This is a genomic window from Mucilaginibacter boryungensis (assembly GCF_015221995.1).
GTDB lineage: Bacteria > Bacteroidota > Bacteroidia > Sphingobacteriales > Sphingobacteriaceae > Mucilaginibacter > Mucilaginibacter boryungensis.
In genome coordinates this window covers 138,759-163,926 of the sequence record NZ_JADFFM010000001.1, presented here as the reverse complement: position 1 = coordinate 163,926, position 25,168 = coordinate 138,759, and the positions used below count along the sequence as shown (strand labels likewise).

General features: G+C 42.1%; 31 protein-coding genes. 19 read left to right on the top strand and 12 right to left on the bottom strand.

The features are described 5' to 3' along the window. Positions 1–87: 87 nt before the first annotated feature. Positions 88–678 (top strand): DUF7010 family protein, encoded by a 591-nt coding sequence (locus IRJ18_RS00720; RefSeq protein WP_194104285.1) that lies wholly within the window; start codon positions 88–90, stop codon positions 676–678. Positions 679–711: 33 nt separating this feature from the next. Here IRJ18_RS00720 and IRJ18_RS00715 read toward each other — a convergent pair whose 3' ends face one another. The 3 genes from IRJ18_RS00715 to IRJ18_RS00705 are packed head-to-tail and all read right to left on the bottom strand — an operon-like array spanning position 712 to position 2,635. Next, on the bottom strand, positions 712–1,518 hold the full coding sequence (locus IRJ18_RS00715; protein ID WP_194104284.1) for an ABC transporter permease: 807 nt from the start codon (positions 1,516–1,518) through the stop codon (positions 712–714). Then, a complete protein-coding gene (locus IRJ18_RS00710) occupies positions 1,518–2,423 on the bottom strand; it encodes an ABC transporter ATP-binding protein (RefSeq protein ID WP_194104283.1) in 906 nt (301 codons plus the stop codon). Before IRJ18_RS00710 ends, IRJ18_RS00715 begins: the two co-directional genes overlap by 1 nt. Further along, entirely contained in the window at positions 2,417–2,635 is a 219-nt protein-coding gene (locus IRJ18_RS00705) for a hypothetical protein (RefSeq protein ID WP_194104282.1), read from the bottom strand. Before IRJ18_RS00705 ends, IRJ18_RS00710 begins: the two co-directional genes overlap by 7 nt. Before the next feature lie 207 nt (positions 2,636–2,842). On the opposite strand from IRJ18_RS00705, the gene IRJ18_RS00700 reads away from it, so the two are divergent. From IRJ18_RS00700 to IRJ18_RS00680, 5 genes are all read left to right on the top strand, one after another. Next, positions 2,843–3,868 carry a sensor histidine kinase gene (locus IRJ18_RS00700; RefSeq protein WP_194104281.1) on the top strand — a complete coding sequence of 342 codons (1,026 nt, stop codon included), beginning with the start codon at positions 2,843–2,845 and terminating at the stop codon, positions 3,866–3,868. A gap of 1 nt (position 3,869) precedes the next feature. Further along, positions 3,870–4,616 (top strand): LytR/AlgR family response regulator transcription factor, encoded by a 747-nt coding sequence (locus IRJ18_RS00695; RefSeq protein WP_194104280.1) that lies wholly within the window; start codon positions 3,870–3,872, stop codon positions 4,614–4,616. 86 nt (positions 4,617–4,702) lie between these two features. Further along, positions 4,703–5,767, top strand: a complete 1,065-nt coding sequence (lpxK, locus tag IRJ18_RS00690; RefSeq protein WP_194104279.1) for a tetraacyldisaccharide 4'-kinase — start codon at positions 4,703–4,705, stop codon at positions 5,765–5,767. Next, on the top strand, positions 5,730–6,545 hold the full coding sequence (locus IRJ18_RS00685; protein ID WP_194104278.1) for a purine-nucleoside phosphorylase: 816 nt from the start codon (positions 5,730–5,732) through the stop codon (positions 6,543–6,545). The genes lpxK and IRJ18_RS00685 overlap by 38 nt, the downstream gene beginning before the upstream one ends. Next, a complete protein-coding gene (locus IRJ18_RS00680) occupies positions 6,545–8,617 on the top strand; it encodes a putative porin (protein ID WP_194104277.1) in 2,073 nt (690 codons plus the stop codon). Before IRJ18_RS00685 ends, IRJ18_RS00680 begins: the two co-directional genes overlap by 1 nt. Before the next feature lie 15 nt (positions 8,618–8,632). On the opposite strand, the gene msrB is transcribed toward IRJ18_RS00680, so the two are convergent. The 3 genes from msrB to IRJ18_RS00665 are packed head-to-tail and all read right to left on the bottom strand — an operon-like array spanning position 8,633 to position 10,410. Further along, entirely contained in the window at positions 8,633–9,157 is a 525-nt protein-coding gene (gene msrB, locus IRJ18_RS00675) for a peptide-methionine (R)-S-oxide reductase MsrB (RefSeq protein WP_194104276.1), read from the bottom strand. Positions 9,158–9,176: 19 nt separating this feature from the next. Beyond that, positions 9,177–9,686, bottom strand: coding sequence for a hypothetical protein (locus IRJ18_RS00670; RefSeq protein WP_194104275.1), 510 nt, complete (start codon positions 9,684–9,686; stop codon positions 9,177–9,179). Between the two features lie 13 nt (positions 9,687–9,699). After that, positions 9,700–10,410, bottom strand: a complete 711-nt coding sequence (locus IRJ18_RS00665) for an ATP-binding cassette domain-containing protein (RefSeq protein WP_194104274.1) — start codon at positions 10,408–10,410, stop codon at positions 9,700–9,702. A gap of 154 nt (positions 10,411–10,564) precedes the next feature. Here IRJ18_RS00665 and IRJ18_RS00660 point away from each other — a divergent pair, with 154 nt between their 5' ends. The 7 genes from IRJ18_RS00660 (at position 10,565) to IRJ18_RS00630 (ending at position 15,026) form a co-directional block, all read left to right on the top strand. Beyond that, positions 10,565–11,134 (top strand): RNA polymerase sigma factor, encoded by a 570-nt coding sequence (locus tag IRJ18_RS00660; protein ID WP_194104273.1) that lies wholly within the window; start codon positions 10,565–10,567, stop codon positions 11,132–11,134. After that, entirely contained in the window at positions 11,131–11,451 is a 321-nt protein-coding gene (locus tag IRJ18_RS00655; RefSeq protein ID WP_194104272.1) for a hypothetical protein, read from the top strand. Before IRJ18_RS00660 ends, IRJ18_RS00655 begins: the two co-directional genes overlap by 4 nt. 13 nt (positions 11,452–11,464) lie before the next feature. Then, complete coding sequence (locus IRJ18_RS00650) at positions 11,465–12,223, top strand: Spy/CpxP family protein refolding chaperone (protein ID WP_194104271.1); 759 nt, start codon at positions 11,465–11,467, stop codon at positions 12,221–12,223. A 65-nt stretch (positions 12,224–12,288) separates the two neighbouring features. Next, on the top strand, positions 12,289–13,068 hold the full coding sequence (locus IRJ18_RS00645) for a YHYH protein (RefSeq protein ID WP_194104270.1): 780 nt from the start codon (positions 12,289–12,291) through the stop codon (positions 13,066–13,068). Continuing rightward, entirely contained in the window at positions 13,025–13,621 is a 597-nt protein-coding gene (locus tag IRJ18_RS00640; protein WP_194104269.1) for a toxin-antitoxin system YwqK family antitoxin, read from the top strand. Before IRJ18_RS00645 ends, IRJ18_RS00640 begins: the two co-directional genes overlap by 44 nt. Continuing rightward, a complete protein-coding gene (locus IRJ18_RS00635; protein ID WP_194104268.1) occupies positions 13,618–14,256 on the top strand; it encodes an SCO family protein in 639 nt (212 codons plus the stop codon). The genes IRJ18_RS00640 and IRJ18_RS00635 overlap by 4 nt, the downstream gene beginning before the upstream one ends. Before the next feature lie 74 nt (positions 14,257–14,330). Next, positions 14,331–15,026: a ComF family protein gene (locus IRJ18_RS00630; protein WP_194104267.1), complete on the top strand. Its 696-nt coding sequence runs from the start codon at positions 14,331–14,333 to the stop codon at positions 15,024–15,026. Positions 15,027–15,078: 52 nt separating this feature from the next. Here IRJ18_RS00630 and IRJ18_RS00625 read toward each other — a convergent pair whose 3' ends face one another. Beyond that, positions 15,079–16,251, bottom strand: a complete 1,173-nt coding sequence (locus tag IRJ18_RS00625; RefSeq protein WP_194104266.1) for an acyl-CoA dehydrogenase — start codon at positions 16,249–16,251, stop codon at positions 15,079–15,081. Positions 16,252–16,489: 238 nt separating this feature from the next. Here IRJ18_RS00625 and IRJ18_RS00620 point away from each other — a divergent pair, with 238 nt between their 5' ends. Then, positions 16,490–17,299 (top strand): SDR family oxidoreductase, encoded by an 810-nt coding sequence (locus IRJ18_RS00620; protein ID WP_194104265.1) that lies wholly within the window; start codon positions 16,490–16,492, stop codon positions 17,297–17,299. Between the two features lie 480 nt (positions 17,300–17,779). Here the strand turns inward: IRJ18_RS00620 and ytxJ are convergent, their stop codons facing one another. The 3 genes from ytxJ to IRJ18_RS00605 form a co-directional block, all read right to left on the bottom strand. After that, complete coding sequence (gene ytxJ / locus IRJ18_RS00615; RefSeq protein WP_194104264.1) at positions 17,780–18,109, bottom strand: bacillithiol system redox-active protein YtxJ; 330 nt, start codon at positions 18,107–18,109, stop codon at positions 17,780–17,782. Positions 18,110–18,316: 207 nt separating this feature from the next. Continuing rightward, entirely contained in the window at positions 18,317–18,811 is a 495-nt protein-coding gene (ribH, locus tag IRJ18_RS00610) for a 6,7-dimethyl-8-ribityllumazine synthase (RefSeq protein ID WP_194104263.1), read from the bottom strand. 88 nt (positions 18,812–18,899) lie between these two features. Next, positions 18,900–19,574 (bottom strand): tetratricopeptide repeat protein, encoded by a 675-nt coding sequence (locus IRJ18_RS00605; protein WP_194104262.1) that lies wholly within the window; start codon positions 19,572–19,574, stop codon positions 18,900–18,902. 139 nt (positions 19,575–19,713) lie between these two features. Between IRJ18_RS00605 and recF the strand changes: the two genes are divergently transcribed. Both recF and IRJ18_RS00595 read left to right on the top strand, forming a co-directional pair. Then, positions 19,714–20,814, top strand: coding sequence for a DNA replication/repair protein RecF (recF, locus tag IRJ18_RS00600; RefSeq protein ID WP_194104261.1), 1,101 nt, complete (start codon positions 19,714–19,716; stop codon positions 20,812–20,814). Further along, positions 20,807–21,097: a DUF721 domain-containing protein gene (locus tag IRJ18_RS00595; RefSeq protein ID WP_194104260.1), complete on the top strand. Its 291-nt coding sequence runs from the start codon at positions 20,807–20,809 to the stop codon at positions 21,095–21,097. Before recF ends, IRJ18_RS00595 begins: the two co-directional genes overlap by 8 nt. Here IRJ18_RS00595 and IRJ18_RS00590 read toward each other — a convergent pair. Continuing rightward, positions 21,084–21,290, bottom strand: a complete 207-nt coding sequence (locus IRJ18_RS00590; protein WP_194104259.1) for a hypothetical protein — start codon at positions 21,288–21,290, stop codon at positions 21,084–21,086. The genes IRJ18_RS00595 and IRJ18_RS00590 overlap by 14 nt on opposite strands. A 145-nt stretch (positions 21,291–21,435) precedes the next feature. Next, positions 21,436–21,855: a nucleoside-diphosphate kinase gene (locus tag IRJ18_RS00585; protein WP_194104258.1), complete on the bottom strand. Its 420-nt coding sequence runs from the start codon at positions 21,853–21,855 to the stop codon at positions 21,436–21,438. Between the two features lie 193 nt (positions 21,856–22,048). Between IRJ18_RS00585 and IRJ18_RS00580 the strand changes: the two genes are divergently transcribed. From IRJ18_RS00580 to IRJ18_RS00570, 3 genes are read left to right on the top strand one after another with little or no spacing between them, the layout of a single operon-like run. Next, entirely contained in the window at positions 22,049–23,059 is a 1,011-nt protein-coding gene (locus IRJ18_RS00580; RefSeq protein ID WP_194104257.1) for a DHH family phosphoesterase, read from the top strand. A 7-nt stretch (positions 23,060–23,066) separates the two neighbouring features. Further along, positions 23,067–24,050, top strand: a complete 984-nt coding sequence (locus IRJ18_RS00575; protein ID WP_194104256.1) for an FKBP-type peptidyl-prolyl cis-trans isomerase — start codon at positions 23,067–23,069, stop codon at positions 24,048–24,050. A gap of 58 nt (positions 24,051–24,108) precedes the next feature. Next, the gene (locus IRJ18_RS00570; RefSeq protein WP_194104255.1) at positions 24,109–25,122 is read left to right on the top strand and encodes an FKBP-type peptidyl-prolyl cis-trans isomerase; all 1,014 of its coding nucleotides are present in this window, start codon (positions 24,109–24,111) and stop codon (positions 25,120–25,122) included. Positions 25,123–25,168: the final 46 nt, after the last annotated feature.

Here is a 25,168-nt window from a genome sequence, read left to right as displayed (position 1 = left end):
TGCTTATCAGACTATTGCATATTTAAAGAAAGAGCGTTATATTTAAATTATATAACGCTCTTTCTTTTACCTTCAATGCAACCAGTTATGAGCACAAACCCTCCAACCAAAAAGCAGCTTGAAGACCTTTCAAGCGGATTATTTTTAATGGCTGTCTTTACCACCATATGGATAATTATTGCCGAGGCTAATTTAATGGGACGCGATCAATGGGCAACATCGGGCGTATTCGGAGTTATTATTTTATATTTTTTCATCAGTTATAATAAACTTACTAAGGCTGCAAAATCTATTCCCACGGAACAAATTGTTGAAGATACAGCAGCAAAAAAGCGCGACAAAAAATTCTACTACATACTGGCTGCCGAAGGGATCGCCATTTTTGTGATGAAGAACGTCCTGCTAAATACCGGTCACGATAATTTATTCATGCCGTTTTTCGCATTAATTGTGGGGTTGCATTTTTTTCCCTTGGCCAGGTTATATAACCGCAGTTTTTATAACATATTAGGCATTTGGATGTGCCTGATGGCCATTTTGGGCTTCATACTTATTTACAAGGCCAACGTTCCAGCATATATGCCTGCATCTATAATTGGCATTGGTTGCGCCCTGGCCACTACTACAAATGGTATAAGAATTTCAAGACTGGGCGATATATTGCTGGAAGATGTGTAATTTATGGTGATACGTGATTGGTTAGGGTAATTATTACTTTACGCTTTTTCGTTGCACAATATAATAACCGGTTATAAAAACTATTACGGCCACTACCAGGCCAACATATAATTCTTTGGTGAATATTTCTACAATGTATTCGGCTTTTAAGCTGGGGCCTTTCCCTTTTACGTGCGGCATCATACTTTTAAGTGCCGACATTGGGTGCGAATAAGGTAAAAGATAAGCATATTGCCAATCAAGCCCGGCCATAAACATGCCTGATATGGTGCATACAAACCCTATCCCCATAGGCTTTAAAAAATCGGCCCATACTAAACTAAGTAAAAACTGGATAGATAAAATACCTAACGATGCCAGGAACAGTTTAAAGAAAACTTGTGCCAGCGCCCATTCCATATGAAAATCGGCAAAGCGCAATTCGGGTTTCATCATGCCTAATAAATCTCCCGTCCCAATGGTAAACAGCAGGAAAAGCAACAGGCAAACAAAAATTAGGAAAACGGTATAAAAGTATTTAGCTGCATAAATAGCCCATTTGGAGATAGGTAAGCTGAAAAGCGTTTTCCATGTGTCGGCCTTATGTTCGATGCTGTTAATAGAGTAAGCAATAAAGATCACAAAAAATGGCAGCAAAATACCCATAACATTGATAATGGCCCCTGAATAGGCCCTCCACAACATCATACCCGGCAGTCGCGATAATTTGGGTGCGTTGTTATACATCACCAGAAATATCAATAAGCTGATCAACACCGGCAAAATTATGGCCGACCAAAACCCAAGCGTTTTACGGCTTTTATAAAACTCGGATTGTAATGATAATATAAACCCTTTCATTAGTTGGCTGGCTTTTGGGTAATATCTAAAAATAGTTTTTCCAGGTCTTTTTGTACTTTATGCAGGCTATAAACCGGATAAGCATTTTGAATAAGCAGGGAATTTATCTGTGCCGATTTTTCTTTTGATTGATAAGTAACCGTTAAATGATCGTTCTTAACCTCAACTACATTGTACCCGTTTTTGGTAAGCAGGTTAGCGGCATCAACCGTATTATCGGTCTCTATTAACACCATTGGCTGACTGATAGATTGCAGTTCTTTTATTTCTCCCTGAAAAAGCAGTTCGCCAAAATTAATAATGCCTACGTGGGTAGCCATACGCTCAATTTCGCCCAAAAGGTGGCTTGATATAAATACGGTTTTTTTGTGCTGGGTGGTCAAACGAATTAACAATTCGCGTATCTCTATAATCCCATTAGGATCAAGGCCATTGGTAGGTTCGTCCAGCATTAACAATTTGGGGTCCGATAACATGGCCAGGGCAATACCCAAGCGTTGTTTCATCCCCAGTGAATAATTACCCGCTTTTTTATCGGCTGCGGCAGTTAATTTTACCAGCGTCAGCATTTCATCAACCCGGCTTTCGGGAATTTGTAGCAGGATAGCCCGGTTAAGCAGATTTTCTTTACCGGTTAGGTGCGCGTATATAGCAGGTTGTTCAATAAGCGAACCTATTTGTGCCAGTATTTGTTTACGGTGCCCTTTAAAATCGAGGCCAAATATCTTAATATCGCCCTGCTGGGTTTGCAGTAGGTTGAGCAGTAATTTAATGGTAGTGGTTTTCCCGGCGCCATTAGGGCCAAGAAAACCATATATGCTCCCTTCGGGAACCTGTAATGAAAGTGCCTTTACAACCGTTTGGTTGCCAAAATTAAAGGTTAACCCTTTGGTTTCAATTACCATACATCTTGTTTTGCTATACCGCAAACAGTTTTAACCAAATTAATGCCTTTATAAAACAACGAGGTAGAATGTTTAACATTAAACTGGCCTACCTGTTTTACTTCGGCGCTGGCTTTTTGTTCAAACTGGTAGCTAACACCCATTACTAATGCAAATAATACCGGTAATAGTATCAGGATAAAGGGGTTTGAGTTTGAAATTAACTTTTTCATGGTGCTGTGTGATTGTTTGATGATTCAAAGAAACACCAAAGGTTTAATGTGATAAAATGATTTAGACCAACTGCCTGCATTTATAGATGAACGGTTAATTTGGCCTACCAACCTGTTCATCGATAATAATTGCCTGTTCATCGAAAAAAAACAGTGGTATATATAAATTTTGAAGCACTTAGCAGGGTTTTATAGTAATTTACATCGATGAAAAAGGGCTGGAAAATATTTTGGCATACGCTTTTTTGGGTAAGCATTATCTCTTTCTTTGTGTTTATAGCACATAGCGAAAGGATATCGATGCGCGCGTTGCTGATCATTTTCTTAGGGTTCGGCATTATAAATATCGCCCTGTTCTATTTAAACTACCTGTTGCTTATACCATGGTATTTAGATAAAAAGAAATACAGGCAATATGCCGGTGTATTGGTTTTAACCATAATTGTTTTCGGGCTGGTAAAATATGGACTGGCCAGTGTTTTTTGGACAGAGATGCACCCCACAGTAAAGGGACAAAAAATGCCGCACGAAGCATTAAAATTCGGGTGGTATTTTACACAAACCTGCTTTACCAGTATATTATTCCTTTTCCTGAGTACCGTGCTGCAATTCTCGCTGGATTGGTTTACGAACGAGCGAGTTCAACGCGATCTTGAAAACCAGCGCCTTACTGCCGAACTGGCTTTTTTGAAATCGCAGATAAACCCGCATTTCTTGTTTAATTCGTTGAACAGTATCTATTCATTGGCTTATCAGAAATCGGAAACAACCCCCGAGGCGATACTAAAGCTATCAGAGATTATGCGCTACATGTTATATGAGTGCAACGATAACAAGGTTGACCTGGCTAAAGAACTTACCTACCTTCAAAACTATATCGACCTGCAAAAAATACGCTTTGGTAAAAAAGCTTATGTAGATTTTGAGGTGAATGGACAGGTAACCAACCAACGGATCGTTCCGCTGCTTTTGATCGCTTTTATAGAGAATGCTTTTAAACACGGCGTAGCGAACGATCCGAAACACCCCATTAAATTGATCATCAATCTTGATGACGGCCATCTTTCTTTTTATATGGAGAACAGAAAGCATGTACATAACCGTGATTCATCTGGTGGTATCGGCTTAAGTAATGTGAAGCGCCGGCTTGACCTGCTTTACCCGAATGCTTATAAATTGGAAATTCATGACGATGCCGATATCTATACTTGTGAATTATCATTAATTTTATAGCATGATCAGATGCCTTGTAGTTGATGATGAGCCTTTGGCGCTAAACATCATAGAAGATTATATTTCAAAAATACCATTTATGCAGTTGGTGAAAGCAACCACCAACCCTATTGAGGCACTTACAATTGTGCAGGATGGTGGCGTTGACCTGGTGTACCTGGACGTACAAATGCCTGAACTTACTGGCATCCAATTTTTACGCATAGCTAACGGCAAGGCTAAAGTGATACTAACAACAGCTTACCCGCAATACGCGCTGGAAGGTTATGAACTGGATGTAATAGACTATTTATTGAAGCCCATAGCATTCGACAGGTTTTTTAAATCGGCGCAAAAGGCGCAGGGTATTATACATCCGTCAACAAAATCATCCATACCCGAACAGCCACAGGCCGCAACCATCCCTCAGCAACCACAGGACGATTTTTCGCACGATTTTATCTTTGTAAAAACTGAGCATAAAATTCAGAAAGTTTATCTGCACGATATCCTTTATATTGAAGGCTTAAAGGATTATATCTCCATTTTCACTAACCAGGAACGCATTATTACCCTGCAAAACATGAAGAAGATGGAAGATGCACTGCCCGAAAGGCACTTTGTCCGCGTACACAAATCGTACATTGTAGCCTTAAATAAAATTGATAGCATAGAACGCTCCCGCATCTTCATCGGCGATAAGGTGATCCCGGTAGGCGATACCTACCGCGACCAATTTTTCAAAATGATAGAAGGCAGGAACGTATAATTTTCAGTAAACGGTTTGGGGCGAAAAGAGAACCTTTTTCCTGTAAATAAAGGCCGGGTGGGCTAATTTCGTATCTTTATCCCTAAATGAAATATCTACGCTGGCTTTTATTTCCCCTGTCACTGGTGTACGGATTGATTATCATCATCCGCAATTGGTGCTACGACTGGGGCTTATTTAAAAGTCGGGCATTTGATATGCCAATTATATCTGTAGGTAACCTGGATGCAGGCGGCGCGGGTAAAACCCCCATGACGGAATACCTGATCGGGCTATTAAAAAACGACCACCAACTGGCTACTTTAAGCAGGGGCTATGGCCGGGATACCAAAGGCTACCGTATTGCCACGCAGGATTCAACGGCCAGCGAGGTTGGGGATGAACCGGCACAATTAAAGCACAAGTTTCCTGATGTTAATGTTACTGTGTGCGAGAACAGGGTTGCCGGGGCCGAACAATTACAATCGTTTAACGATATTATTATTTTAGATGATGCCTACCAGCACCGTGCCATCAAACCGGGTTTCAGTATCCTGCTGTTCGATTATCAGCAATTAAACAACATTAACCTGCTTTTACCTGCCGGTAACCGCCGCGAATTATTCAGTGGGCGTAAGCGGGCCGATGTAATCATCATTACTAAGTGCCCATTAGATATAGACACTGCGGAAATAGAAAGGACGAGAAGCAAAGTCACGCCTTATCCCCATCAAAAGGTGTTTTTTTCAGGGATTGCTTATCAGCCTTTAAAAAATAAAACCGGGGATACTGCGGATGTAAAAATAGATGGAGATACTAAGGTGTTTCTTTTAACGGGCATTGCTAATCCCGCGCCAATGTATCAGTATATAGCAAAATCTACCGCACAAATAATTCATTATAAATACCCCGACCATCACCCGTTTAGCTTAAAAAATATTACTAAACTTGCCGATGATTTTAACGCCTGCGCAGCAGATAAAAAAATAATAATTACAACAGAAAAGGATATGCAGCGTTTAGGAGAACAGGAATTGCTGCCCCTTACTAATAATCTCCCCGTTTATACCCTGCCTATCGGCGTGGAGTTTTTGAATAACGGCGGACAACAATTTAATACCTTAATAGCAGATTATGTTAGAAAATATACAGCACACAGCACAATATATTAAAACCCGTATAGGTGATTTTGAACCCGAAGTAGGCATTATATTAGGCACAGGCCTGGGTGGTGTGGTTAACGAGATCGAGGTTGAAAAACAACTGATGTATTCCAATATCCCCGATTTCCCTATCTCAACTCTTGAATTTCATTCGGGCAAATTGATATTTGGTACGCTGGCCGGTAAAAAGATAGTGGCGATGCAGGGCCGTTTGCATTATTATGAAGGCTATAATATGCAGCAAATTACTTTTCCGGTAAGGGTAATGAAAATGCTGGGCATTAAAGTATTGCTGGTATCAAATGCCAGTGGTGCGTTAAATCCCGACTTTCGCAAAGGCGATTTGATGGTGATATCCGACCATATTAACCTGCAGCTACATAACCCGCTGATTGGCCGTAACGAAGATGAACTGGGCCCCCGTTTCCCCGATATGAGCGAGCCATACCGTTTAGACCTGATTGATAAAGCACTGGATATTGCATCGGCTAATAACATTACCTGCCACAAAGGGGTGTATGTAGCCGTGCCCGGGCCTAATTTGGAAACCCGTGCCGAATACAAATTCCTGCGGATTATAGGTGGCGATGCGGTAGGCATGAGCACCGTGCCCGAAGTTATTGTGGCTAATCACATGGGCTTACCTGTGTTTGCTATATCAGTATTAACAGATGAGGGTTTCCCTGAAACCCTGAAACCTGTATCGGTTGAAGAAATAATTAAAGCAGCACATGATGCTGAACCAAAAATGACGTTAATATTAAAAGAATTGATAGCCGGCCTTTAATGTTCAATAAGCTTAAATATCTTTTAATTTTATTTAGCTGCCTGGCTACCCGGGGTGCTTTCGCACAGTTTCCAAATTCGCAGCAACAGCAGCAAAATCAACTGTTCAGGGGCGATACGGTTACCCGCAGGCCAACAAAAACCTTAACTGATTCGCAGATGCTGGACAGTTTGCGCAAAAAGGAAGAAAATAAGCATGATACCGTTGTATTCACCGCTAAATTCATTAAGGTAACTAACGAGCGATTGTTAGCTGATAGTACCCAGGTATTACCAATAGACACGGGTATTGTTAATTTTGAAAACTACAGCCCCCTTTACCAACCCAGGCACCCCACAATTGGGTTAGGGAGTTTAGGGCTTCCCAGCCGCAGTTTGCTTTTTGAACCTGTAAAAAAAGTAGGCTTTGATGTTGGCATGCATTTTTTGGATGCTTATATGTTGTATCCGCAAGATATTCAATATTATAGGGCGCGTGTACCGTACACTAATTTGCAACTATATACCGGTGGCCGGAAAGAGCAGGTTTTTAAAGCAGTAGTTTCAGAAAACATCAATCCGCAGCTAAATATTGGCGCTAACTTTAATATCATTGGTTCGCAGGGGTTTTATAACCGCCAAAATGTAAGTGACCTGAATGCCGATATATTTAGCTGGTACGAATCGAAGGGTAAGCGGTATAACTTGTTAACCAATATTTTCTTTAACAATTTAAAAAACCCAGAAAGCGGTGGTATATTAAATGATACCATATTTAAAAAGGGTTCATTCGATCAGTTTAACGAACCTGTACGATTAACAAACTCCAAATATCAGATTACTAACAATGGCTTTTATTTAAAGCAGTTTTATTACATAGGCCGCATTGATAGCGCATTGAATGGCGGTGCAAACGCCAGTATATTGCCCACGCAACGCGTCTCGCATACGTTTATGTATAATAAACAAACTTATGTGTTTAACCAGGCTGGTTCTGATACTTACCGGGTATTCCCCGATTATTACTTTAACTCGGTAAATTCCCGCGACTCACTTTTTTTACAGGACATACACAACGAGTTTACTTATAGTTTTTATCTGCGGCCCAAATCGGTTTCGTTTGTGAAGAACGAGTTGAAACTTGATCTGGGACTTGTTCATGATCTGTATAACTACAAGCAATATGTATCCGATTCGGTGCTAACGGCCTTTGGCAAGGTGAGTGAAGAGACTCAAAAACAAAGCGCTACCTTCCAAAATATTACCCTTAAAGCAAAACTGGGGTATAAATTCAGCAACCGTGTATTACTGGATGCCGATTTTCAACAGGTAGCGCAGGGCCGTAACTTTGGTGATTATTTATACGATGCCAAACTTACCCTGGCTGGCGGTAATAAGGTGGGAAAGATAATTTTAGGTGGCTATGCGCAAAACAACGCCCCTACCCTGGTGCAGCAAAGTTGGATATCCAACCATTATATCTTTCATACCGATCTGAAAAATCAAAAAATAGTAAACCTGTCGTTCAATTACATTAATGACCCGCTACAGCTGGACCTGAAAGCGGAATATTTCCTGATATCCGATTATATTTACTTTAAATCGCAGCCGGGTGGTAACGATGCTACACCATCGCAAATTACCGCGCCTATAAATATGCTGAAGATCAGCGTCGGCAAAAATTTAGTTTGGCGCAGGTTCCATTTTGATAACTATGTGGTTTACCAAAAAACAGATTATCAAAGCACTATCCGCACACCTGAAGTTTATTTATACAGCAATTTGTATTATGGTAAGCGTATGTTTGATGCTATTGACGTGGTAGCTGGGGTTAGCGTTCGTTATAATACACCGTATGTAGCGCCATCATACGCCATTGGCATTGGCCAGTTTTATAACGGCGCCGATGTCACCTACAACTCGTACCCTTACGCCAATGTTTACCTGAAGGCTACCTTGCAGCGCACTAACCTGTTTATCCAATACGATTACGCTAACCAGGGCCTGCAGAGCAATGGTTTTTACACTGTCGTGCGTTATCCTATGCAGGATAGGTTATTAAAGATCGGTATTTCCTGGACCTTCTACGATTAATTTACCTACGGATATTTATAACCCGCCGTTGTCCGGTTTAAAATCAAGAGAAATAGAATTCATACAAAAGCGCTTACCGGTAGGCTGCGGCCCATCATCAAAAATATGACCCAGGTGCGATCCGCAGCGGGCGCATAGCACTTCGGTACGTTCCATACCGTGCGAGTGATCGTCACGATAGATCACGCTGTTTTTACGCTCGGTTTGGAAGAAGCTCGGCCAGCCGCAATCGCTGGCAAATTTAGCAGTAGAGCGGAAAAGCAGGTTACCACATACCGCGCAATAGTAAGTACCTTTGGCATTAGCATTCCAATACTTACCCGTAAACGCGCGTTCGGTAGCAGCTTCGCGGGCGGTTGCATATAGATCAGGAGGTAAGATCTTTTTCCACTCCGCATCGCTAACATTTAGCTTTTTGGTATCGGTGTTTGAATAATATGGGTTATTCTCGTGCCCCTTATCCGATTTTATGTTTTGAGCATAAGCGGAGGTACAGGTAACAATAAACAACAATATTAAATAATAAATCTTCTTTTTCATGCCAATTGATTTTTGAGGCCTACCAGCCTAACCGGTAAGCTACCCTGATGCCGGTTTGTGTCAGCACATTTTTAGACCATTTCTCGTAACGGAAACCCAGCTCGATAGCCTGTTTTGGGGTAATCCTGAACAGGAAACCCGGGCCAATAGAAAACGTGAACAGATTGGCTTTGTTACCCGTAGTTTCAATTACATCGCCCATTTCCCCTTCCAGATAAAGGCCCCCGCCCGCTATATACTGTATGCCGGCTTTCAATGGAATAAACTTGCTTGGCGGTTGCGGACCAAATGCGCCTATCAGCCCGCTTTTATAATGCATTTCCGTATAACCGCCTGTTAACGACAGGCCTACTCTATTTACAATCGGCAATTCAATTTTAGCAGAACCGCCGTAGCCAAAAGTGTATACGCTGTTTGATGGCAAATTCATCTCGGGGCCTATACTAAATGCTGTGCGACTATTTTCCTGGGCGCTGGCGTTTATAACTGCGCCCGATAGTAAAACCAATAAAAGGAATAGTTTTTTCATGTGTAAGGGGTATCTAATTATGGTTTGTTAGTTGAATAAATATTTCTTCTAACGTTTTTTTAGCGTGCTTATTTCTTAGGCCTTCCAAAGTATCATCGGCCACTATTTTGCCTTTGTTTATAATGATGACCTGGTTGCAAACCGCTTCAACCTCCTGCATAATGTGGGTGCTGAGGACAATGGTTTTAGTTTTACCCAGATCGCGGATCAATTGGCGGATGCCGATCAATTGGTTTGGGTCAAGCCCTGATGTAGGTTCGTCTAATATCAGTACTTCCGGATCGTGCAGAATAGCCTGCGCTAATCCCACCCTTTGCCGGTATCCGCGTGACAACTGGCCAATCTTTTTATGTTGTTCGGGCGTTAAGCCTGTTTGTTCAATCACTTGGGCAATACGTTCATCTGCATTTTTAATACCATGCACACCTGCAATAAATGCCAGCGACTCCTTCACATACATATCAAGATACAGGGGGTTATTTTCGGGCAGGTAACCTATGCGGCTGCGTACTTCCAGCGATTGTGTGGTAATGTCAAATCCTGCAACCGAAGCTGAGCCTGAAGTTTGTGGTAAAAAGCCAGTCAGCATTTTCATAGTAGTTGATTTCCCCGCGCCGTTTGGCCCTAAAAACCCCAGTACACCTGGTTCGGCTTTGAAGCTAATGGCATCAACCGCTTTTTGTGTGCCGTATATTTTTGTAAGGGATGTGACCGAAATACTCATGATTTCAAAGTTAGAGGTTAGATATGAGATTTGAGAGGTTAGATCTCAGAAAAATGAGGGCTTTCAAAAACCGCCCTAATCATCTGCGCAATTTTATTTAACTTCCCCCGAAGGATTAAAAGATAACCCTCGTCTAACCCATAGAATAACCCGATTGACCGAACAGGAATTGATAGCTGGACTGCTTAACCGCGACGAAAACGCGTTTAAGACGGTGGTAGATACCTATAAAAATATGGTATATAACACGGTATTGGGCTTTTTACAAAATACCGGTGACGCCGAGGATGTTACGCAGGATGTTTTTATTAAAGTTTACGAGAACATAGGCGGCTTTAAGCAGCAGGCAAAGCTAAGCACATGGATCTACCGCATCAGCATTAGCCAGGCTACTGATATGCTGCGTTATCGTAACCGTAAAAAACGGGGCGGTTTTATTTTAAGCCTGTTTGGCAGCAACCAGGAAGTATTATACGAACCACCTGATTTTGTACACCCGGGTGTACTGGCTGAAAACAAGGAACAATCGGCCATACTGTTTAAGGCAATTAACCGGTTGCCCGAAAACCAGAAGACAGCTTTTTTACTGCAAAAACTGCAGGATAAAAGCCAGCGCGAGATAGCGGAAATTATGCAAATTAACGAAGGGGCGGTAGAATCGCTATTATCCCGGGCAAAAGCTAATTTGAAGAAACTTCTATTTAATTATTATCAGACACTATGAAAACATTAAGGGAAATTGAAGAGCTAACAGAAAGGGCAATGAATAGCATAGACCATTTGCAACAGACCGAAGCCAACCCCTATCTGTACCAAAAGTTAAGGCAACGCATGCTGGATGAGCGCCAGGAGGCGATATCGAAAAATGCGCGGTTAGTGTTAAAAATATCAGCCGCATTGGTACTTTTTATGGGGGTTAATGTTACCAGCTATTATATATTGAATAAAGGCCAGCAAGTGGCCGTACAAAAAGTAAAAACACCGGGTATAAATGCCGTAGCACAGGAGTACTTCCCAAAAGATAGTGCTTACAGTTATTAAATAAGCAATTGAGATGAAAAATATCAAACTACTGGTTATTATGGCCACTTTGTTAATGGTTGCTAACTGTGTTTTACTGGGTGTACTATGGTACCGCAGTAACTATAAAAAGCGTATGCAACCAAGGCCGCAGCCCCAGGGCCAGGCATTCGAATATCTTACCCGCGAATTGAAATTAACTCCCAACCAGGTAAAAAAGTATGAAGTATTACGCAATCAGCATATGCAACTTACGCGCAAAACCAGCGAGGAAATGCGCTTACAGCGCGATTCATTTTTTGATAACTTGAAAAACCCCAATGCTAACCCTACTGTTGTTAAACAACTTGAGAAACGAATACTAATGAACCAGGCGAAACTGGATTCGGCTACGTTTTTTCACTTTCGTAATTTCAGGGTGATGTTAAACCCCAAACAAGCTTCCAGGTTTGATAGTATTATTAATACCGCATTGCATATGATGTCGCATCCTGCAGGCAGGCCTGGCGACCGACCGGGACTGAACGGTCCGACACCCGGGGAACCCGGAAACAAACCAATGAACGGTCCGCGGGGAAGCGATGACCGACGACCAGGTGAAATGAGGCCCGGTGACAGGCGAATGGGGCCACCGCCGGGAGGGCTGGATTCAAACGGCAGGCCTATGGGGCCACCACCGGAAAGAATTGGCCCGGATGGCAGGCCAATGCCGCCGCCGCCGGGAAGACGCGGTCCGGACGGACGGCCAATGGGTCCACCACCGGGTGAGGGGCCGCCACCAGGCTATGATTAAAATTATTTTCATCATACCGAAGGATTACTAAGCCCTAAGCATCTAATGGTTAAATATCCTTAATTATGAAAATTTATAAACCTATGGGCATAATGATGATAACGGTAGCCGTTTTTATCGCCTGCAAAAAAGACAAACAAACCACCGACAGTACTGCCACATCAACGTTAACTACGCCATCTATAGGGGCAAATGTTCCGGCTGTTTTTAAAAAGATATATAACGCCACCGATATTTATGTGGAAGGCGATTATGTGGTAATTAAAACCAACAGCCTGCCCGATCATAAATCGCCCTATTACCAGGGGACAGCCTGGGCATCTACTAAATATGAGGCTTATAACGGTACTAATCCGCTATGGGGGCAAAACCCCAATAAAATTGCGGAGAACGACGCCACTTTTAAAATTCCGCTTAATCCTAAAGTAGCTGCTACGCATACCGCTACACCGCTTGGCGCCATGGGGGTTGCTGTTAACGGGGTCGCAATATTTAATCAGTACGCCGCAATGTATAGTCCACTGACCAATGAGGCTAATGGCTTTGATCAATATGGCGGCCACCCGCAGCAGCAAGGGGTATATCATTACCATGTTGAACCTTATTATATCACTACTAATAAAGGCAAGGATGCCCTTGTAGGCTTTCTGTTAGATGGTTTCCCGGTATACGGCCCGTTGGAAAATGGTAAAACAATCACCAATGCCGACCTTGATGTATACCATGGTCATACAGGTGTAACAGCTGATTATCCGGCAGGGATCTATCACTATCATATCACTGCTGCCGATCCTTATATTAATGGAAATGGATTTTATGGAACGCCAGGCACCGTTTCGCAGTAAGCTATATATACCCGGACTTATCCTGCTGCTATTAATTATAGTTTGGATAGGTGTAAAGGCTAAATGGACTGACCAGGTATTTGTAAAAATTGGCGATGCGCATTTAATACAGGCCAATGGCATTTGTTACTATAACAATAAGCCGCTAACCGGTTGTATCTACGAGCGTTTCCCCGATGGCACTTTCGCTAAACAAATACCTTATATTAATGGCCGGCAAGATGGGCTGATGCATTTTTGGTATCCTGATCGTACCCTGCAACAGGAGCGGCTATTTGTTGACGGTAAAAAGCAGGGCGTACACAAGGGCTGGTGGCCAAATGGCAAACTTAAATTTGAATACAGCTTTAATAATGACGAGTATAACGGGTCTGTAAAAGAATGGTATGAGAGTGGAAAACTTTGCCGCTTTTTTCATTACAGCATGGGGCACGAGGATGGTTTGCAGCAAATGTGGTGGGATAACGGCACCACAAGGGCTAATTATGTAGTAAAGGATGGCCAGCAATATGGTTTGATTGGCAGAAAGCTTTGCCGCAACTTAACAAAATGAAATACGGTATTATCATTCTTTTAACAATACTTACTGCTTGCAGCAGCTCGAAGACAAATAATACGTTGCCATTTTATAACACGCCCGACTTTACGCCGGTTTGGTTAGGCCCAGATGATGCAGGCTATAACGCCATACATACCATTTCTCCATTTAGCCTTACTAATCAACTGGGTGAAACAATTACCGATAAACAGGTTAAAGGGCATATATACGTAGCTAATTTCTTTTTTGCATCATGCGGCAGCATTTGCCCGCGGATGATGGATAACTTAAATGATGTACAGCAGGCATTTAAAAACGATGATGCTGTACGTATGCTATCTCATAGCGTTACGCCGGGAAGGGATAGTGTACCGGCTTTATTTAAATACGCGGCTATCCATCATATTGATAACCATAAATGGTGGCTGCTTACCGGTAACAAGGATGCCATTTACACATTGGCCCGTAAAGCCTATTTTGCCGATGATGAAACCGGTTACAATAAAACCACCAACGAGTTTTTGCATACCGAAAACGTGCTGCTGATTGATAAGCATGGCCGGATACGCGGGGTATACAATGGCACTATAAAATTGGAAATGGTGAACCTGATCAACCACATTAAATTGCTGGAAGCATCAGGCAGTTAATTCGTTATTTTCAGACAGGTACATAGATATAAAATCTATACCACTTTGTAGGCCAAAATATTTAATTTCAAGGCATGAAGCTGCGTAGTTATTTGGCCGACTTTGTTGCCCTGCTGTTCCCTGAACTTTGCCATGCCTGCGGCCAAAGCCTGGTAGCACACGAGGATTTGATCTGTACCGATTGCCTGTATAACCTGCCTTATACCAATTTTCATCAACAGCCTGATAATATTGTGGCACGCCAGTTTTGGGGTAAAGTAAAACTTAACGGTGCCTACGCGCTATTCTATTTTACCAAGGGGGGCAAAGTACAACAACTGATACACCAACTTAAGTATAATAATGCGCCGATGGTAGGCAATAAACTGGGCCATATCGCCGGGGCGCAATTAATGAAATCTGAACACTTGAACATGTTTGATGCCGTAATACCGGTACCACTGCACAAAAGCCGCTTGCGTAAACGCGGCTACAATCAAAGCGCATGTTTTGCCGAGGGGTTAGCTGAAGCTTTAAATACGGCTGTTGTTATCAATAATCTTATCCGCACCAAAGCCACAGCCACCCAAACACATAAATCCCGGTTTGACAGGGCAGTTAATATGCAGGATGTTTTTACCGTGGCTGATATTAAGGCTTTAGCCGATAAGCACGTGTTGCTGGTAGATGATGTCGTGACAACCGGCTCAACATTGGAAGCCTGCGCGCAGGCTTTGCTCGCCGTACCGGGTTTAAAACTAAGTATTGCTACTATTGCTTATGCGGAATGATGGCATAAAAAAGCCCGCTTAATAGGGCGGGCGTTTATATTAAAACCATAAACTATTTCAATATTTCTCTACTGATAACGATCTTTTGTATCTCACTTGTCCCTTCGCCAATGGTACAAAGTTTCGCATCGCGGTAGTATTTCTCAACCGGGAAATCTTTGGTGTAACCATAGCCGCCAAATATCTGTACAGCCTCATTAGCGCAGCGCACGGCTACTTCTGATGCAAAGTATTTAGCCATGGCCGATTCTTTGGTCATAGGCAAATGGCGGTTTTTCAAATCGGCAGCCTGGCGTATCAATAATTCGGCGGCTTCAATTTCAGTAGCCATATCGGCCAGTTTGAAAGAGATACCCTGGAAATTAGCTATCGGTTGACCGAACTGGTGACGCTCTTTAGCATATTGTACGGCAGCCTCAAAAGCGCCCTTGGCAATACCTAATGATAATGACGCGATAGAAATCCGACCGCCATCCAGCACCTTCATAGCTTGTTTAAAGCCTTCGCCTTCTATACCCAGCAGGTTTTCTTTCGGTACACGGCAGTTATCAAAAACCAGCTCCGTAGTTTCAGATGCGCGCATACCCAATTTATTTTCTTTTTTACCGTGCGTGAAGCCCGGCGTACCTTTTTCTATTACCAAGGCCGAGATGCCCTTAGAACTCCCCTGCTCTCCGGTGCGTACCATCACCACGGCTATATTACTTGATTTGCCATGGGTTATCCAATTTTTTGAACCGTTTACAACGTAATGGTCGCCATCCAAAACAGCGGTAGTCGCCATCCGCAACGCGTCCGACCCGGTATTGGCTTCGGTTAAACCCCACGCGCCTATCCATTCGGCGGTAGCCAGTTTGGGCAGCCAGCGTTGTTTTTGCTCCTGGTTGGCAAAGGCCAGGATATGACCCGTACAAAGCGAGTTATGTGCGGCTACAGACAACCCGATCGAACCACACACTTTGGCAATCTCTACAATTACAGTTACATATTCCTGATACCCAAAGCCCGATCCGCCGTATTCTTCGGGTACTAAAACACCCATCAACCCCAATTCGCCTAATTGCTTAAACAAATCTATGGGGAAAGTTTGTGCCTCGTCCCATTCCATTACGTGCGGGCGGATATTTTTTTCGGCAAAATCGCGGGCCATTTGGCCAACCATTTGCTGGTTTTCGTCGGTATTAAAATCGTAGCCCGCAAGGCTATCTGTTGCTAATATATCCATGTATGTGTTATAATTGGTGTTGCAAGATACAAATTTATTCAAATACTATGCATGCATAGTATTTATAACAAACGGGTATCCGGTACAAATAAGCGCCTCATGTAAAGCGTTGAGACATATTAATTGTTTAAACAAGAAAATATTTTTTTAATTTATTGCTCATCAGCAGCTTTTGTGCAATATTTACGCAAGTTTTAAAACTATAATTTCACATTTACCCCTTGTTAAAACACCGCAAATGAAAAAAGTAATACTTGTAACAGGCGCATCATCAGGTTTAGGTTTGGCTACTGCCAATGCATTAGCTGCCGCGGGGCATACCGTTTACGGCACCAGCCGCGATGCAACACGCATTAAAGATGTAGCATTTAACCCTCTGCAAATGGATGTTACCGAAGATGCATCTGTTAACACTGCAGTTGCAACCATTATAAAAGCCGAAGGCAGGATAGACGTACTGGTAAATAATGCCGGCAATGGCATTACCGGCCCGCTGTATGCTATGCCGGTTGATATGGCTAAAAAACAATTTGAGGTTAACTTTTTTGGCGTGGTACGTGTGTGCAGCGCTGTGCTGCCGATGATGATAGAAAAGAAACAAGGTTTGGTTATCAATGTCAGCTCGTTGGCGGGCTTGTTTGGTTTACCTTACCAGGGCTTATATAGCGCCAGCAAATTCGCTATTGAGGGTTATTCTGAAAGCCTGCGAATGGAATTAAGAAATACAGGCGTAAAAGTGACCGTACTTAACCCGGGCGATTTTAAAACTGATTTTACCGGTAACCGCGAAAAAGTACCGTTCACCTTAAATAACGATAAACTTAAAGCCGAATTTGAAGCTGCTGTTGCCGCTATGGAAAAAGATGAAAGTGTTGGGGCCGCCCCTGCTACCTTAGCAAAAGAAGTGGTTAAAATTGTGGGTAAAAGCAACCCTAAACACAACTACCTGATAGGCGCTATGGGCCAAACCATTGCGGTAACGCTTAAATCAGTTTTACCGGGTGGTTTGTTTGTGAAGTTGATGAATGATCACTACGGGATAAAATAATGCCCTCCCGCTTTCGGCGCTGAGAGATCGATATAACAAAAAACACCTGGATAACTCCGGGTGTTTTTTGTTATAAGTCCTCCCCGAAGGGGGAGGGGTGATATATGATAGAAGCTATTATACAAACTTCAACACATGTACCATGGCATAAATTTTTACCAGAACAGAGGCTATTAAATATAAAACCGGGATGCTTAGTAAGGTGCTCATGACGTTTTGTTGTTAAGTGTTTGTGTTTTTAGCTGATTATTTTCTTTGTTTGTTGATTCAAAGTTGCATCAAAAAACACTTTTTGCACAGCATTATTAGGTAAACGGCAGAGAATTGTCGGTGAATGGAGGAATGGGTAGGATAAGTATCTCCCCTGGCGTCCTGGGTAAGCGTTCTATGAAAGATATGCCATTACATGCCACAGCAAAGCAACGTACAATCCCGTATTTCGATTTTGCACGCTACAATGACTGTTGTCTTAAGATAATACTACTCTATCATCAGCAATGCATCATCCACAGATATTTCGCCGTGCGATTGATCGAGGATGCATTCACCATCTTTAATCAATAACAACTGCGGCGACTCATGATGGACGCTAAAATCGGCGGCTATTTTGCCGGATATATCGCGGTAACGTATCAGATCTAAAAAATAAAGAGGAACTTCAGTAGGCAACCTATCCCAATCCATTTCAAACCTTCTTTTAGCCATCATACTGATAGAGCAACGAGTACTGTGTTTAAATATCACACTATAACCCTGTTTTTGTTTAATACTATCCAGCTGCTCGGCTGATTCCAAGGAAGTCCAGTTCATAATAATAAATTAATACACAAAAATACAGCCGAATAGCCGCATTAGTTTCAGGAGAAGGTAAAAATGATTTTTATGTTACTTGCCCCGGCTGTTACCGTAAGCAGGACATAGTTTTTGTGAGCATGAAGAAAGCGCTGCGCCTAATGCCAGGGCTATGAAAGCTATGTAAACTAATTTTTTCATTTTCTTTATAACGTCAATTACCGCTTATTTGTTTAGTGCCCTGGCAAAATCTGACATTTTTATGGCTGTAATAGCGGCTTCGTCGCCTTTATTGCCATGTTTGCCGCCTGCTCGGTCTATAGCCTGCTGTTGATTATCGGTAGTTAGTACACCAAATATAACGGGTTTGCTGTATTTTATGGCAACATTTGTTACGCCATTTGCTACAGCATCGCAAATAAAATCAAAATGCCGGGTTTCACCCTGTATCACACAACCCAGGCATATCACCGCATCTAATTTAGCATTTTTCAGCAAAAGATCGGCCCCCGATGTTAGTTCAAAGCTGCCCGGAACAGCGTAAGTAATAATGTCGGCTTCGGCGGCGCCATATTTTAGCAGACTTTGGTAAGCGCCCTGGTAAAGCGCGTTGGTTATCTCGCTATTCCACTCGGCTACCACAATGCCAAAGCGGAAACCCGCTGCCGATGGAACAGTTGTGTTAGAAAAATCGGATAAATTTTTAAGCTGGGTAGCCATGATTTATTTCGGATTTGAGATGTTTGATTTCGGATTTTAAATTTCAATTACGGGACAAATCCGAAATCGAAACTCCGATATCCGAAATTTACTTTGCTTCTGCCCTTGCAATATAAGCGTCAATGCTTTGCGCTTCGTTACTTTCAGGATAATCGGTCTTTATCTGTTTGTAAGTGTCAGCAGCGGTTTTGTTATCGTTTTTAGCCTCATAAACCAGCCCTAATTTTTTTAAGTAGAAAGGCGTCAGAAATTTATTGCTGGCTTTATCGGCGGCTTTTTGGAAATAAGACGCTGCCTTATCATAATCTTTCAATTCTACATAAGCGTCGCCTGTACTGCCTAATGCTTCAGCAGCAACCATCAGGTCATCACCATGATAATTGGCGTAGCTATCGATAGCTTTTTGGTATTCGCCTTTATTTAAATAAGCAGTGCCCAGGTAAAAATAAGCCAGGTTAGCAGCTTTAGTGTTGCTATAATCGGCTATAATTTTTTCAAAGCCCGGATAGCTACCATCGCCTTTTATAGCTTTATCCCAGTCTTTTTTGGACCAAAAGTCCTGCGCTACGTGCATCTGGTCGGCAGCTGCAATTTCACGCGGAGCGATGTAAACTTTTTGATAAGCAAAGTATATGGCTACAATAGCAAGTATGGCTGCACCTATAAATAATAAGCTTTTTTGGTTATCACGTACAAAGTTGGCTGTGCTCGCTGAGTCTTTTACATTTGACGGGATCACGGTATTGGCCTGAGTTTTTGACATTTCTATTTTAAAATTAAGTTTGCAAAAATACGCTTTTCAAAATTTTAAGCAATAGCTTTTAATTTAATTTGTTACACTTAATTTTTCGGGCTAATTAATCGGCAAAACAAAAGGGTATTGTTACCTTTGGTTTGCCTATATGTATCTGGAACAACTCTCCGTCATCAACTTTAAAAACTACACAGAAGCAGAACTGCTTTTTAGTGATGGCGTTAACGTATTTACCGGTAACAATGGCGCCGGCAAAACTAATATATTGGATGCGGTACACTACCTGTCGCTGTGTAAAAGCTATTTTAACCCCATAGATAGCCAGCAGATAAAACAGGGTGCCGATTTTTTTATGATAAGCGGCCTGTTTAAGAAAGATGATAAGCAGGATACCGTTGCCTGTGCAGTTAAACGCAATCAGAAAAAGCAATTTAAGCGTAATAAAAAAGAATACCAGCGCCTGGCCGATCATATTGGTAAGTATCCGCTGGTAATGATATCACCTTATGATATCAGCATAATTATTGAAGGCAGCGAGGAAAGGCGCAAATTTGTTGATAATGTAATATCCCAAACCGACAACCGTTACCTTGATGAACTGATCACCTACAACAAAGTACTAAGCAGCCGTAACGCTTTGTTAAAACGCATTGCCGAAACAGGCCGCTATGACCCGGCACTATTAGAGGTAATGGATGAACAGCTGGTAACATCAGGTAACAAGATCTTTGCAAAACGTAAAGCCTTTATGGAAGATTTTACGCAGATATTCAACGCACATTACCGGTTTTTAAGCGATGATGCCGAGCAGGTAGACCTGGTTTATGATTCGCAGCTGTTAACCGCCGGTTTCAGCGAGCTACTTAAAAAGTCGGTAGAAAAAGACCGCGTATTGGAGCGCACCACCATGGGCATACATAAAGACGATCTTCATTTTACCATACAGGGCATGGCCATGAAAAAATTTGGCAGCCAGGGCCAGCAAAAATCTTTTCTGATAGCATTGAAGCTGGCGCAGAATAGCTATTTATATAAGCAAACAGGTTTTAAACCTTTGCTGCTGCTGGATGATATTTTTGATAAACTGGATGACCTGCGCATTACTAAACTAATGCAAATGGTGTCTAACCACGATTTTGGGCAGGTTTTTATTACAGATACCAGTGCCAAGCGCGCTACCGATGTTTTTAAGAAAATTAAGGTTGATTTTAAATTGTTTAAAGTGAATGGAGGGAAGATAGATGCGTAAAACAAATGATAAGACCCTGAAGGAAGCTATTGAGCAGATGATGCAGGTTTACAAGATAAAGCGCAAATATGAGGAGACCGGCATTACCCAGGCCTGGCCTGAACTGGTAGGCAAAGCCGTGGCCAACCGTACCAAAGAATTATTTATCAGGGATAAAAAGCTTTTCCTCCGTATCGAATCATCGGTAATAAAAAATGAATTATTGATGATGCGCGAGCAGATCATTCAAAAGATAAACGAAAGGGCTAAATCGGTAATTGTGGAAGAGATTATTTTCCTCTGAAACCTGTACGTAATAAACCAAGGCTGGCCCTTCTGTAAATATCATCGCGAATGATAGAATAGAGGATGATGAACAGACCAGGCATCAGAAAAGCGAATTGTACTTCGGGGTGGTTCCTGAAAATATTTACACAGCTAATTGATAATGCTACAATTACTACTGAATAAATAATGTATCTGAATACTACCTTCATAACCGCTCCATTGTTATAAGCAACATAAAAGTACGCTGCTTTATTCTTAAAACCAAATAATAATAAATAAAAAATGCCCGGATCTTATAAGTTTTACCCCATCCGGACATTTAATTAGGAATAGTTAATATCCCTTGAACAATAATTAAAATCTTTCGAAGGCCGAGAAGAAAAAGTTGCCTTCAATTTCGGCATTCTCGTCCGAATCTGAACCATGTACGGCATTCGCGTCTATAGATTTAGCGAATAACTGGCGGATAGTTCCAGGTTCAGCTTTAGATGGGTCGGTAGCGCCTATCAGTTTACGAAAATCTTCTACAGCGTTATCTTTTTCTAAAATAGCGGCTACAATTGGTCCCGATGACATAAATTGTACCAGGGCATTATAAAATGGGCGTTCTTTATGTACCTCGTAAAATTTACCGGCCATTTCTGGCGATAAGTAAGTGTATTTAAAAGCAACGGGTTTAAATCCGTTTTTAATGATCTGATCCAGGATGGCGCCGATATGTCCGTTAGCAACAGCATCCGGTTTAATCATGGTAAAAGTTCTGTTGGTTTTCATCTTTTGTTTGTCTTTTTTTTGTTTTTTAAGTTACCATAAAGTAACCGGGTATTGGTGGCATTGTTTACCACCGCGGGCATTGTTTAATTTGGCGCAAAAGTAGGCTTTTTAAGTTAAAACCAGAAAGCGTTTATATAAATTACATAGTTTGTATTTAATTAATTTATTTAGCTTTGCAACTCTTTTTTAAAAAATGTTTGATATAGCCTCGCTTAGGGAATTATTAGCGCAACCACAAAAAATAGTGATCACTACCCATCATAAACCTGATGGAGATGCTATGGGTTCGTCTTTGGGGTTATATAACTATTTAATACAACTGGGGCACCACGCTACTGTAATAGCGCCAACTGATTATCCCGAATTTTTAAGCTGGATGCCGGGCAATGGTTCGGTAATGATCTATACCGAGCAGCAAGCCGCCGCGGCGGAGTTGATTGCCAATGCCGCCCTGATATTTTGCCTTGATTTTAACGCCTTAGGGCGTATAAATGAAATGGGCGAACTGGTGGGCAAAAGCCAGGCTAAAAAGGTAATGATAGATCATCACCTTGATCCTGAAGACTTTGACGACTACCGCTTTTGGAATATTAACGCCTGCGCTACCGCCCAACTCATCTATCAATTTATTGTAGAAGAATTAAACGGAAAGCAATATATAAACGCCGATGTGGCCACCTGCCTGTATACAGGTATTATGACGGATTCGGGTTCATTCCGTTTCCCTAATACTACATCGGCAGTGCATCGCACCGTTGCCGACCTGATTGATGCCGGGGCAATAAACTGGCGCATACACGAGTTAGTATACAGTAATTCAAGTGAAGAACGGTTGCGCTTTTTGGGGCATTGCCTTAGCGAAAAACTGGAAGTACTGCCCGAATTTAACACAGCGTTAATAACAGTTACCAAAGCTGAAATAGAGCAATACCATGTAATAACCGGCGATACCGAGGGAATTGTGAATTATGCCCTGTCAATTACCGGGATAAGATTAGCTGCATTTATTGTTGAACGAAATGATAAAGTAAAACTATCTTTACGATCTAAAGGAGATTTCCCTGCAAACGAGATATGTAAAAAGTATTTCAATGGCGGCGGCCACCGCAACGCGGCCGGGGGAGCATCCGATGACACATTAGAACAAGTAATTAATCAATTTAAAACCATATTACCAGAGTACAAAACACTATTAATTCAATAAACTAAAAATGAAAAAAAACTTAATGTATTTAGCTGTGGCCGCAATTGCCTTAACAAGCTGCGGCGGCGGATTTAAACAGGGCCCGGGTGGCATGCTTTACAACATCCACGAAGACAAATCTGGCCCGACAATTAAAGAAGGCGACTTTATCAGCGTTAACCTGATCGCTAAAACTGAAGGCGATTCGGTATTAACCAACTCATATACCACCGGCAGGCCAATCCCAACAATAACCCCAAAATCACAATTTAAAGGTGATGTTATTGCTGCCCTGCAAATGTTAAGCGAAGGCGATAGCGCTACCGTTAAAGTTAATATCGATTCCACATCGCGTAAAGGTCAGCCGCGCCCGCCGGGCATAAAAGGGAAATACATTGTATTCCAAATTAAAGTAGAAAAAGTAATCCCTAAAGGTAACCTGGCGCAGGATGTGTTTCAAAACCGCATTGCCGATTATTTTAAAGGCGTAGGCGAGCAACTTAAAAAAGCCGAGCCGGGAAAAATTCAAAAATACATTGCTGATAATAACTTAAAAACTACCAAAACAGCATCAGGGTTAAACTATGTTATCACTAAACAAGGTTCAGGCCCTACTCCGGCTGTTGGCGATACAGTAGAAGTTTATTATACCGGCCATTTACTGGGAGTTGAGAAGCCTTTTGAAACCAACGTGAAAGAAATTGCGATGAAGGATAAAGCCACCTACAACCCAATGAACCCATACAAGCCTATCCGCTTCCCTGTTGGCATGAAACAAGTAATACCAGGTTGGGACGAAGGCTTGTTATTGATGAACAAAGGATCGAAAGCAACACTGATCATCCCTAATAACTTGGGTTACGGCGAACAAGGTATGAACCCAGTTATCCCGCCATTCAGTACGCTGGTTTTTGATGTGGAAATGGTTAATATTATTAAACCAAACCCTAACGCGCCAAAACCTGTAGCCCCTGCATTGCAACCACAGGCACAAGCCCCAACAAAAAAATAATATCAAGTTTTATATTTACAGCCTTCCGTTTAATAACGGAAGGCTTTTTAGTTTTATAATGAAGAAGTTTCTTTTTTTAGCTTGTTTAATAGCGCCTGTAGCATTAAAGGCACAGGATGGTTACATGCGCACGCCAAAAGGTGTACAATACAAAATTGTAAGCAAAAACGCCGGCGAACGTATTAAAATGGACGATGTGATCACCTTCCATGTGGTGCAAAAAACCGAGAAAGATTCGGTATTGTTCAGTTCTTACAACCTGGGCCATGCCATAAAAGCACAGGTAAAGCCATCAACAAATATTGGCGACCTGATGGAGGTTTTCCCTTTACTGACGGCTAAAGACAGCGTATTAGTAAAAGTACCTACCGATTCGGTATTTATAGGTCACGAGGATGCACGCCCGCCATTTTTGCCCAAAGGCAGCAATATTGTATTTATAGTAAAGATTGAAAAAGTACAATCGCTTAACGATGCCATTGCCGAAAGAAATGCGCAGATGGACAAAATGAAATCGGAAGAGGCACGTACGGCAGATCAATATATAAACAGTCATAAACTGGTGTTGAAAAGTACGCCATCGGGCTTAAAATATGTAGTTACCAAAGTTGGCCCCGGCCGCAAGGTAATGTTGGGCGATACGGTGCTGGTAAATTATACTGGCCGCACCACCGAAGACAAGATCTTTGATACAAGCATTGAGGCTGCAGCTAAAACCGGCGGGGTATACCAACCAGGACGCCCATATGAACCGTTAAAAATTGTGCTTGGCCAAACCCAACTTATTAGAGGCTGGGACGAAGGGTTACAATTGTTAACAGAAGGGTCTAAGGCCGAATTTATTGTTCCATCAAGCCTTGGATATGGCGAGCAAGGTGCCGGTGATGATATTAAACCATTCAGCACCCTGGTTTTTGATTTGCAGGTAGTGAAGGTTATCCATCCAAAACCTGTGGTTGCAAAAACCAAAACCGCTGCTAAAACAACAGCCAAGCCTGGCGCTAAGGCCCCGGTGAAAAAGCCGGTACCCGCACCGGCGAAAAAACCGGCTACAGCTCCGGTGAAAAAATAATTCGGAAAGCCTTCTGCTAACAACAGAAGGCTTTTTACTTTTGCAG

Excerpts from the sequence above, each read along its gene's own strand:
- IRJ18_RS00720 (WP_194104285.1), top strand. The coding sequence starts at position 88 with ATGAGCACAAACCCTCCAACCAAAAAGCAGCTTGAAGACCTTTCAAGC.
- IRJ18_RS00715 (WP_194104284.1), bottom strand. The coding sequence starts at position 1,518 with ATGAAAGGGTTTATATTATCATTACAATCCGAGTTTTATAAAAGCCGT.
- IRJ18_RS00710 (WP_194104283.1), bottom strand. The coding sequence starts at position 2,423 with ATGGTAATTGAAACCAAAGGGTTAACCTTTAATTTTGGCAACCAAACG.
- IRJ18_RS00705 (WP_194104282.1), bottom strand. The coding sequence starts at position 2,635 with ATGAAAAAGTTAATTTCAAACTCAAACCCCTTTATCCTGATACTATTA.
- IRJ18_RS00700 (WP_194104281.1), top strand. The coding sequence starts at position 2,843 with ATGAAAAAGGGCTGGAAAATATTTTGGCATACGCTTTTTTGGGTAAGC.
- IRJ18_RS00695 (WP_194104280.1), top strand. The coding sequence starts at position 3,870 with ATGATCAGATGCCTTGTAGTTGATGATGAGCCTTTGGCGCTAAACATC.
- lpxK (WP_194104279.1), top strand. The coding sequence starts at position 4,703 with ATGAAATATCTACGCTGGCTTTTATTTCCCCTGTCACTGGTGTACGGA.
- IRJ18_RS00685 (WP_194104278.1), top strand. The coding sequence starts at position 5,730 with ATGTTAGAAAATATACAGCACACAGCACAATATATTAAAACCCGTATA.
- IRJ18_RS00680 (WP_194104277.1), top strand. The coding sequence starts at position 6,545 with ATGTTCAATAAGCTTAAATATCTTTTAATTTTATTTAGCTGCCTGGCT.
- msrB (WP_194104276.1), bottom strand. The coding sequence starts at position 9,157 with ATGAAAAAGAAGATTTATTATTTAATATTGTTGTTTATTGTTACCTGT.
- IRJ18_RS00670 (WP_194104275.1), bottom strand. The coding sequence starts at position 9,686 with ATGAAAAAACTATTCCTTTTATTGGTTTTACTATCGGGCGCAGTTATA.
- IRJ18_RS00665 (WP_194104274.1), bottom strand. The coding sequence starts at position 10,410 with ATGAGTATTTCGGTCACATCCCTTACAAAAATATACGGCACACAAAAA.
- IRJ18_RS00655 (WP_194104272.1), top strand. The coding sequence starts at position 11,131 with ATGAAAACATTAAGGGAAATTGAAGAGCTAACAGAAAGGGCAATGAAT.
- IRJ18_RS00650 (WP_194104271.1), top strand. The coding sequence starts at position 11,465 with ATGAAAAATATCAAACTACTGGTTATTATGGCCACTTTGTTAATGGTT.
- IRJ18_RS00645 (WP_194104270.1), top strand. The coding sequence starts at position 12,289 with ATGAAAATTTATAAACCTATGGGCATAATGATGATAACGGTAGCCGTT.
- IRJ18_RS00640 (WP_194104269.1), top strand. The coding sequence starts at position 13,025 with ATGGAAATGGATTTTATGGAACGCCAGGCACCGTTTCGCAGTAAGCTA.
- IRJ18_RS00635 (WP_194104268.1), top strand. The coding sequence starts at position 13,618 with ATGAAATACGGTATTATCATTCTTTTAACAATACTTACTGCTTGCAGC.
- IRJ18_RS00630 (WP_194104267.1), top strand. The coding sequence starts at position 14,331 with ATGAAGCTGCGTAGTTATTTGGCCGACTTTGTTGCCCTGCTGTTCCCT.
- IRJ18_RS00625 (WP_194104266.1), bottom strand. The coding sequence starts at position 16,251 with ATGGATATATTAGCAACAGATAGCCTTGCGGGCTACGATTTTAATACC.
- IRJ18_RS00620 (WP_194104265.1), top strand. The coding sequence starts at position 16,490 with ATGAAAAAAGTAATACTTGTAACAGGCGCATCATCAGGTTTAGGTTTG.
- ytxJ (WP_194104264.1), bottom strand. The coding sequence starts at position 18,109 with ATGAACTGGACTTCCTTGGAATCAGCCGAGCAGCTGGATAGTATTAAA.
- ribH (WP_194104263.1), bottom strand. The coding sequence starts at position 18,811 with ATGGCTACCCAGCTTAAAAATTTATCCGATTTTTCTAACACAACTGTT.
- IRJ18_RS00605 (WP_194104262.1), bottom strand. The coding sequence starts at position 19,574 with ATGTCAAAAACTCAGGCCAATACCGTGATCCCGTCAAATGTAAAAGAC.
- recF (WP_194104261.1), top strand. The coding sequence starts at position 19,714 with ATGTATCTGGAACAACTCTCCGTCATCAACTTTAAAAACTACACAGAA.
- IRJ18_RS00595 (WP_194104260.1), top strand. The coding sequence starts at position 20,807 with ATGCGTAAAACAAATGATAAGACCCTGAAGGAAGCTATTGAGCAGATG.
- IRJ18_RS00590 (WP_194104259.1), bottom strand. The coding sequence starts at position 21,290 with ATGAAGGTAGTATTCAGATACATTATTTATTCAGTAGTAATTGTAGCA.
- IRJ18_RS00585 (WP_194104258.1), bottom strand. The coding sequence starts at position 21,855 with ATGAAAACCAACAGAACTTTTACCATGATTAAACCGGATGCTGTTGCT.
- IRJ18_RS00580 (WP_194104257.1), top strand. The coding sequence starts at position 22,049 with ATGTTTGATATAGCCTCGCTTAGGGAATTATTAGCGCAACCACAAAAA.
- IRJ18_RS00575 (WP_194104256.1), top strand. The coding sequence starts at position 23,067 with ATGAAAAAAAACTTAATGTATTTAGCTGTGGCCGCAATTGCCTTAACA.
- IRJ18_RS00570 (WP_194104255.1), top strand. The coding sequence starts at position 24,109 with ATGAAGAAGTTTCTTTTTTTAGCTTGTTTAATAGCGCCTGTAGCATTA.